Here is a 7,785-nt window from a genome sequence, read left to right on the forward strand (position 1 = left end):
CCTCGGCGGGCGCGCTGTCACGACGTTGTGGCGAGCCTGAGCGGCGGCTGTGAGTGTGCGGCGCGCAGCCGGACGGTGAAGACCGTACGCCCGGGCACGCTGTCCACGGACACCTCGCCGCCGTGCGCGGTGACCACCGAGCGCACGATCGCCAGGCCGAGCCCCGTACTGCCGGACCGCGCGGCGGCGGCCGTCCGGGTACGGGAGGCGTCGCCGCGCGCGAACCGCTCGAAGACATGGCGTCGCAGGTCGGCGGGGATGCCGGGGCCGTCGTCCTGGACCTGGAGCAGGACGCCGGGCCCGTCGCGTACGACGCGGGCGGTGACCGTCGTACCGGCCGGGGTGTGGGTGCGGGCGTTGGCCAGCAGATTGGTCAGCACCTGGTGGAGGCGCTGCGCGTCGCCGTGCACGGTCGCCGGGTCGTCGGGCAGGTCGAGCCGCCAGACGTGGTCGCGGCCCGCCGCCCGGGCGTCGCTGACCGCGTCCACGACCAGCGGGGACAGGTCGGTCTCGGCGAAGCTGAGCGGGCGGCCCGCGTCCAGTCTGGCCAGCAGCAGCAGATCCTCGACGAGGGTCGTCATCCGCCCGGCCTCGGACTCGATCCGGCCGAGCGCGTGCCGGGTGTCGGGGCCGACGGGTTCCCTTCCCCGGCGGGTGAGTTCGGCGTAGCCGCGGATCGAGGCCAGTGGCGTACGCAGCTCGTGGCTGGCGTCCGCGACGAACTGCCTGACCCGTGTCTCGCTCTCCTGCCGCGCGTGCAAGGCCGAACCCACGTGCCCCAGCATGCGGTTGAGCGCCGCGCCGACCTGGCCGACCTCGGTCCGCGGGTCGGTGTCGGAGTCGGGAACGCGTTCGTGCAGCGCCACCTCGCCGCTGTGCAGCGGGAGTTCGGACACGCGGGTGGCGGTCGCGGCGACCCGGCGCAGTGGTTGCAGGGCGATCCGCATCAGCGCCGCGCCCGCGAGGCCCGCCGCGACGAGACCGGCGGCGGCGACCGAGAACTCCACCCAGATCAGGGTGTTGAGGGTGTCCTCGATCCCGCTGGTGGACAGGCCGACCAGTACGGTGCTGCCGTCCGAGGACTGCTGCGCCGACGCGACGCGGTACGTGCCGAGGCCGGGGACGCTGAGGGTGTGGGCCTTGCCGTCCCTCGGTACGGAGGCGAAGGCGGCGGTCTGCCGCGCGGTGAGCGGGTCCGCTTCGAGCAGGCCGCCGCCGGACGGTGTCGCGCTGACCGCGGCCCGCGTGACCGTGCCGTTCGCGCCGACGATCGCCCCGACGGTCTCGCCGGGCTGGCCGCCGCCCGCCAGGAATCCGAACGGCCGCTCGGTGAGCGGACTCTGCGGAAGCCGTGCCGCCCGGTTGGCCTCCGGGCCGTCCCCGGGGCCGCCGTGCGGCCCCGCCGCCCGTACCGCCACGTCCTGCACCTTGCCGTCGAGCTGCCCGTACAGGAAGTCGTGCAGCGCGAATATGGTGACCGCGCCGATGACCGCGCACACGACGGCGACGAGCGCGACGCAGGACGCGACGAGCCTGCGGCGCAGGGACCAGGGGCGGGACCAGGGGCGCTTGCGGGTACGGGAGTTGGGCTTCGGGTCGGCGCGCGGAGTGGGGGGCGGGGAGGCGTGGGGAGTAGGGGGCGGGGAGGCGTGGGGCATCGTCTCGGCTTCCGGGGTCGTCAGGCGGCGGGCTCGCCGGGCTTGATCAGGTAGCCCGCGCCGCGCCGGGTGTGGATCATCGGGGCGCGGCCGGCGTCGAGCTTGCGGCGCAGGTAACTGATGTACAGCTCCACGACGTTGGCCTGACCGCCGAAGTCGTACGACCACACGCGGTCGAGGATCTGCGCCTTGCTCAGCACCCGGCGCGGATTGCGCATCAGGTACCGCAGCAGCTCGAACTCGGTCGCGGTGAGGTGGACGTTGTCGCCGCCGCGGCTGACCTCGTGGCTGTCCTCGTTCAGTACGAGGTCGCCGACGACCAGCAGCGACTCGTTGCGTACGGCGGCGGCGCCCGAGCGGCGCAGGAGGCCGCGGAGCCTGGCCACCACCTCCTCCAGGCTGAACGGCTTGGTGACGTAGTCGTCGCCGCCCGCGGTGAGCCCGGCGATCCGGTCCTCGACCGCGTCCTTCGCGGTCAGGAACAGCACGGGGACGTCCGGGGTGTCGCGGCGCAGCTTCGCCAGCACCTCCAGGCCGTCCATGTCCGGCAGCATCACGTCGAGCACGACCGCGTCGGGCCGGGTCTCGCGGGCCGCCCGCAGCGCGCCCGCGCCGTCGGCCTCGGTGCGTACCTGCCAGCCCTCGTAGCGCAGCGCCATCGACAGCAGGTCGGCGAGCGGCGCCTCGTCGTCGACGACGAGGACGCGCACCGGCGAGCCGTCGGGGCGCGCGAGGTCGGTGGCGGTGGCGGTGGTGGCCGCGTGCGCGGTCGCGGGGGCTGCGGTGGCGGTGCTCATCGATGTGGAAGGCATGGTGTTCACCCTGTGCGCGCGCTATGAGAGGAGCCTTGGCCGATTCTGTGAATCGTCTGAGAATCGGGGTGAGGGTTGTTTGCGGCGGTGCGCGCGGCGGTGCGTACGCAGTTGCGCACGGCGGGCCGTACGGCGGTGTGTACGGAGTTGCGCACGGCGGTGCGCACGGCGGCGGGTGCCGCGCGGGACCGGGTGCCGACTCGGGCGCGGAGAACGATCAGGGGGTGAACGGTCGGAGGCGGACGGTTCGGCGGTCGTTCTGGGCATCTTCCTGGGCACTTTTCGTCATCGGCGGCCGATATGCGATGCGCGGGCCGAAAGGTTGGTGCGGGCGGCGTACGTTCGGTCCATGGGAGGTGGCATGGCGGGCGGCGGGGGTGGCCGCGGTGACCCCGTGGGCGCGGAGCGCGACCGGTCGGTCGCGGCAGGCGGCCATGACGGGAGCGGGGCCGGGTGTACGTCGGTGGCCGAGGCGATACCGCGGGCGGTCGCGGTCGACCGTATGGGCCCCGGTGACCACGCCTGCCTCGGAATCCACGGCGACGACGACCGGTGGGCGGTGCGCGCCGCCTTCACCGTCGCGGGCCTCGCCCTCGGTGAGCGCGTCATGATCTTCACCGGCGGGGACACCGCCGGTCCTGACGCCCTCGCCCATCTCTCCGCGCACGGCGTCCCCGCCGAACGCTGCGCGCGCACCGGGCAGTTGGCGCTCTCCTCCGAAGCCCCCGGCTACGACCCCGCGTCCGGCGCCTTCGACCCGGCGGCCCGTACGGCCTTCTGGGCGGCGGGCACCAGCACCGCGCGGCGGCGCGGCTTCACCGGCATGCGGGTGGTCGGCGACATGACGTGGGCCGCCGCCGCGCACTCCGGCCTCCCCGAGTCCGAACTCTCTTCCTACGAAGCGGAGTTGACGCCCTTCTCGGCCAGGACCGGCTTCACCGCGATCTGCGAGTACGACCACGGCGCCGTCCCGGCGCCCCTGCTCTCACGTATCGCCGCCCTGCACCCGCTCGCCGTCCTGCCCTCCCTCGACACCCTCCACGCCGACCGCACCGGCTCCTGCCTCCGCCTCACCGGCACCGCCGACCTCGCCACCCGCCTCCACTTCGACCTCGCCCTCCGCGCCGCCTTCACCAGCGACCCCCCGCCCGCCCTCCTCGACCTCACCCCGCTCTCCTTCCTCGACGCCCACTGCGCCGGCACCACCCTCCGCCTCCCCCGGGGCACGACGGTGCGCTGCACCCCGTCGCAACACCGCATGCTCCGCGTCTGCGGCGCGGCCGAGGCCGAAGGCGTCACCTTCCAGGTGGAGGATCCTCCGGCGCGGGGTCGGTGAAGAGCGCCGGGTCGAAGGGCTGGGTGCCCTCGTCCGGGGTCCAGAGGGCGGCGAGGGGCATCAGGTCGGTGACGCGGGCGCTCCGGACGCCGTCCGGGGTGGGCAGGAGGACGCGGATGGACGGGTGGTAGTCGAAGAGGATCTGGCGGTCGCGGCCGCACGGGCCGACGGGGCCGCGGCCGAGGTTGCCGACGGCCACGATGGTGGTCAACTGCCGCGCCCCGCAGGCTCGGGCGCAGCCGAGGGCGACGAGTTCGGCGCAGGGCCCGCCGGTGAAGTGGTAGAGGTTGATGCCGCCGTGCATGCGTCCGTCCGCGTCACGGACGGCGGCGCCCATGGTGTGGACGCCGCCGTCGCCGTCGGTGTTCTCGTCGACGATGGCGCGGGCGTACGCGATGAGTTCGTGGTCGGCGGGGGTCAGTTCCCGACTGGGGATCGTCAGCACGGGCCGGATGCTACGGACCCGGTCGGGCGGGACGCGAGGGCTTTACGGGCGGTACGCGGCGCGCCGGAGCCGGGCGCCGAGGCGGTGGGCGATCGTCCGGGCGGCGTCCGGGGCGAGGCCGGGGAGGCAGGAGAGGCCGGGGGGGTAGGAGAGGCGGGTCAACGAGGCCACGAGGGCGCCGGGTTCGGCTCCGCCACTGAGGATCACCTCGCCCGCCGCGACGGCCCGCGCCCGCGCCCGCGCCGTAACGGTTCGGGCAGGAAGCCGAGTTGGGCGTGGTAGCGGGTCCACAGGCGCTCGCGGCTCCAGCCGACCCCGGCGGCGAAGTGGTCGACGCGGACGAGGCCGCGGCTGCGGCTGCGTCGCCGCCGCAGACCGCGGCTCAGCTCCTCCCGTTCACCACGGCGCGGTCCACGTAGCGGCGGGAGAGGCCGGAGGCGCCGAGGCCGCCGTGGCCACGGGAGACGCCACCGGGGCGGGAGCGGGCGGGCCGACCTTCGTGAGGTGGGCGTAGACGACGATGTTGGCGCTGTAGCTGGTGGCCCGGGAGTAGGTGCCGGCGCAGGTGATCAGGCGGAGTTCGGGGCGGGTGGCCTGCCGGTAGACCTTCTCGCTGGGGAAGTCGCTCTTCTCGTACTGCTCGACGGCGTCGACGGTGAAGACGGCGGTGCGGCCGTCCTGCCGCCGCACGGTGAGGGTGTTCTGCTTGTGGAGCTGGCCGATGCGGTAGAAGACGGCGGGGCCGCTGTGGGTGTCGAGGTGTCCGACGACGACCGCGGTGCCGGTGCTGCCGGGCGTGGGGCCGTTCCGGTACCAGCCGGCGAGGTTCTTGTCGTCCGGCGGCGGGGGTTGCAGGGTGTGGTCCTTGTCCGTGGTGAGACCGGTCATCGGCGCGTCGACGCCGATCTCGGGGATCGTGATGCGGGTGGGCGGCGACGGCGGCAGCGGATCCACCGCGGGGGCCGGGACGGCCGGTGCGGCGGGGCCGGAGAAGGCGTCGGCGGCCGAGGGCCTGGGCGGGGTGAGTCCGGTGCCGGAGGCGCTGTCGACCACGAGGAAGCCGCCCACGGCCATGCCTGCCAGGAGCAGTGCGAGGCCCGCCTGGCGGCGGCGGTGGGCGGCGCGGGGGTGCTGCATGCGGGGCGGGCCTTTCTCGAAGTCTGCGTCCGTCCGCCTCTGGCCGGGGCCCAGCGATGAGCGCCTGGCGATTGGCGATTGGCGATTGGCGATTGGTGCTTAGCGCCTGATGCCTGATGCCTGGTGCCTGGTGCCGAACGAGCTGCGGACGTATGACGCCCCCTGCGGTCGCGCGCTCCGCTTCGAGCGGGTCGCGCGGCCACAAGGGGCGGAGGTGGAACCGAGGTCAGCCCTCGACGGAACGGCGGCGCATCATCACGACGCCACCGGCGGCCGCGACGGCGAGCACAGCCGCGCCCGCGGTCATCTCGGTGCCGCTGATCCCGCCCGCCAGGCCGCCGGAACCGGCGTGCACCGGACCGGTGACGCTCGCGCACGCGTCCCGCTCGCCGACCTGCGCCTGCTCCAGGATCTCCTCGGCCGTGGCGATCTGCTTACGGATCTCCGGCGTCTTGTTCGGCAGCTTCTCCAGCCGGTCGAGCTCCTTCTGCGCTTCATGGGTCTTGACCTGGGCCTGCTCACAGATCTCCGAGTGGGGACCCGTCTCGGCGGACGCCATCGGGGCGGAGAGCGCCAGAGCGCCGCCGCTGAGGGCAATGCTGGAGATGGCGAGAGCGGCGAGAGCACGAGCGGAACGCATGGGACTCCTTCGCGAGGGCACGCCCTCGGACCCTGATGGCCCGAGAAGGGGGACGTACGTGCCCAACGAAGTCATAGATACGAATAATGTGACTTATTCACACACCTTCACAGCATTTTTGCCCCGTTCAGACCACACCCCCCGGCGCGTCGCTCACCCCCCGCCGCCCCCGACTGTGCTTACCCCTCTTCACATCTGCCGGACCGTCACCTCACACCGCCACGCGAACGCCACGGCCGACACGAGTGGCGCCGCGTGAACGGCTATCTGCCCGACGAGGCCGCCGTGCTCGACAAGGCGTTCGCCACGTACCCGCGGATCGCCGACTACGTCGCAACCGTTGCTCGGCCGGACATGGTCGCCGTCGACCAGACCGTCGACCAGCACCGCATCCCCGGCGGCTGCGACGGCGTGTGGCACCAGGAAGGGGTGTGCGAGGCGACCTTCGCCGACATCACCACGCCGGGCGCGGCGCTCGTCGTCAACGTCAGTTCCGAGGAGGACCGGACCACGCACCTGGTGATCTGGGAGGGCAACGACGGCCGCGACCTGCTGCGGACCACCAACCGCGCCGACACCGTCGCGTTCGCCAGCTGGCCCGGCCGCGAATCACTGGTCATTCGATCCGGAGGACGAAGTGAACGCAGCCCGATCCGCCGCCCGATCCGCCGCCCGCCGCTCGCGCCAGGGCAGCACCAGCCTGACGACAAGCACCGCCACCACCGGCACCGGCACGGTGACCCAGAGCGCGTGCCGCGACTGCGGCCAGGTGGCGTTGCCCCACAGCATCGGCACCAGCGCCCCCGCGGCCAGCACCACCCCGGTGACCAACGCCCACTTGATCGCGCTCAGCGGCGACCCGTCCCCCCGCTTTTCCATGGCTGTCACCGTAGCGGGCCTTTCCGACCCGTCTCGGAGCGCCCCATGAGCGTCCGGTACGGAGCGGGTGGTGATGTTCGCCGCCGCCGAGGTGGCGCTGTTCTCCATGGCGCTGTTGGCCCGGCGGGACGCGGCGCAGATCACCCGTGCCCGGTGGACGCGGATTGCCACCCGCAGGGCCGCGCGGCGTCGATCCGCGTACTCAAGGACCGCTACGGCGTCGGCCAGCTCCGAGCCACCCGAATCCAGAGCGACCTGAAAGCGAGGATGTCGTGAGCCTCGATCCGAAGCACCATCAATACCCGAACCCAGTGCCCAGCTTCGAGGCCCGCCCGCTGCCCGCCCGGCGCCCGGAAACCTCCGTGTCGGCGTGGGCGGGTCACTCAGATCTGTCGTTCACGAAGCGGACTTACGTGCACCCTGACCCTCAGTCACTGCGGGCCGGTTCGGAGAAGCTTGCCGAGCTGTTGCGCTGACGCAAGATCATTCGGCGATTGTGAGAAATTGTGAGAGAGGCCCCGCACCCCCGAAGGGGCGCAGGGCCTCTGACCTGTGGTGCACTCGGCAGGATTCGAACCTGCAACCTTCTGATCCGTAGCTCTAGCCGGAACGGTCAACGGTGGTCATACAGGTCTCTGCTCGCCTGTTGACGGGTGTCCCGGGTCAGCTGCGGTCGACGAGGTTGCTGTACTTCGCTGCTGTACAGCTTGGGCCCCGGCGAGATTGGCGCGCACGATTCGGGTGGTCGGGTGGGTGTCGCCCAGAACCTGCTCGTGCTGGGTGAGGGTGGTCTCGTACAGGGGGATGGCCCGCCCCAGATCGCCCGCCGCCTGGTAGGCGTAGGCGAGGTTGTTGCGGCTGCTCAGGGTGCTGGGGTG

8 protein-coding genes are annotated in these 7,785 nt (G+C 72.9%); 2 read left to right on the forward strand and 6 right to left on the reverse strand.

The window, feature by feature from the left end:
- Positions 1-17: 17 nt before the first annotated feature.
- Both ACIP4Z_RS05525 and ACIP4Z_RS05530 read right to left on the reverse strand, forming a co-directional pair.
- The gene (locus ACIP4Z_RS05525; protein ID WP_401305286.1) at positions 18-1,658 is read right to left on the reverse strand and encodes a sensor histidine kinase; all 1,641 of its coding nucleotides are present in this window, start codon (positions 1,656-1,658) and stop codon (positions 18-20) included.
- Between the two features lie 20 nt (positions 1,659-1,678).
- Positions 1,679-2,455, reverse strand: coding sequence for a response regulator transcription factor (locus ACIP4Z_RS05530; RefSeq protein ID WP_355336754.1), 777 nt, complete (start codon positions 2,453-2,455; stop codon positions 1,679-1,681).
- A gap of 478 nt (positions 2,456-2,933) precedes the next feature.
- Between ACIP4Z_RS05530 and ACIP4Z_RS05535 the strand changes: the two genes are divergently transcribed.
- On the forward strand, positions 2,934-3,806 hold the full coding sequence (locus ACIP4Z_RS05535) for an MEDS domain-containing protein (RefSeq protein WP_391158999.1): 873 nt from the start codon (positions 2,934-2,936) through the stop codon (positions 3,804-3,806).
- On the opposite strand, the gene ACIP4Z_RS05540 is transcribed toward ACIP4Z_RS05535, so the two are convergent.
- From ACIP4Z_RS05540 to ACIP4Z_RS05550, 3 genes are all read right to left on the reverse strand, one after another.
- Positions 3,766-4,251 (reverse strand): cytidine deaminase, encoded by a 486-nt coding sequence (locus ACIP4Z_RS05540; protein WP_401305289.1) that lies wholly within the window; start codon positions 4,249-4,251, stop codon positions 3,766-3,768. The two genes, ACIP4Z_RS05535 and ACIP4Z_RS05540, sit on opposite strands and share 41 nt — an antisense overlap.
- Before the next feature lie 396 nt (positions 4,252-4,647).
- Positions 4,648-5,388, reverse strand: a complete 741-nt coding sequence (locus tag ACIP4Z_RS05545) for a class F sortase (protein WP_401305291.1) — start codon at positions 5,386-5,388, stop codon at positions 4,648-4,650.
- Positions 5,389-5,614: 226 nt separating this feature from the next.
- Entirely contained in the window at positions 5,615-6,028 is a 414-nt protein-coding gene (locus tag ACIP4Z_RS05550; protein WP_355336547.1) for a hypothetical protein, read from the reverse strand.
- Between the two features lie 255 nt (positions 6,029-6,283).
- Here ACIP4Z_RS05550 and ACIP4Z_RS05555 point away from each other — a divergent pair, with 255 nt between their 5' ends.
- On the forward strand, positions 6,284-7,183 hold the full coding sequence (locus tag ACIP4Z_RS05555) for a hypothetical protein (RefSeq protein WP_401305293.1): 900 nt from the start codon (positions 6,284-6,286) through the stop codon (positions 7,181-7,183).
- 347 nt (positions 7,184-7,530) lie between these two features.
- On the opposite strand, the gene ACIP4Z_RS05560 is transcribed toward ACIP4Z_RS05555, so the two are convergent.
- On the reverse strand, positions 7,531-7,785 hold a 255-nt coding region (locus ACIP4Z_RS05560), incomplete at its 5' end, for a tetratricopeptide repeat protein (RefSeq protein WP_401305295.1).

This window comes from Streptomyces sp. NPDC088910 (assembly GCF_044749865.1).
In the GTDB taxonomy this organism is placed as follows: domain Bacteria; phylum Actinomycetota; class Actinomycetes; order Streptomycetales; family Streptomycetaceae; genus Actinacidiphila.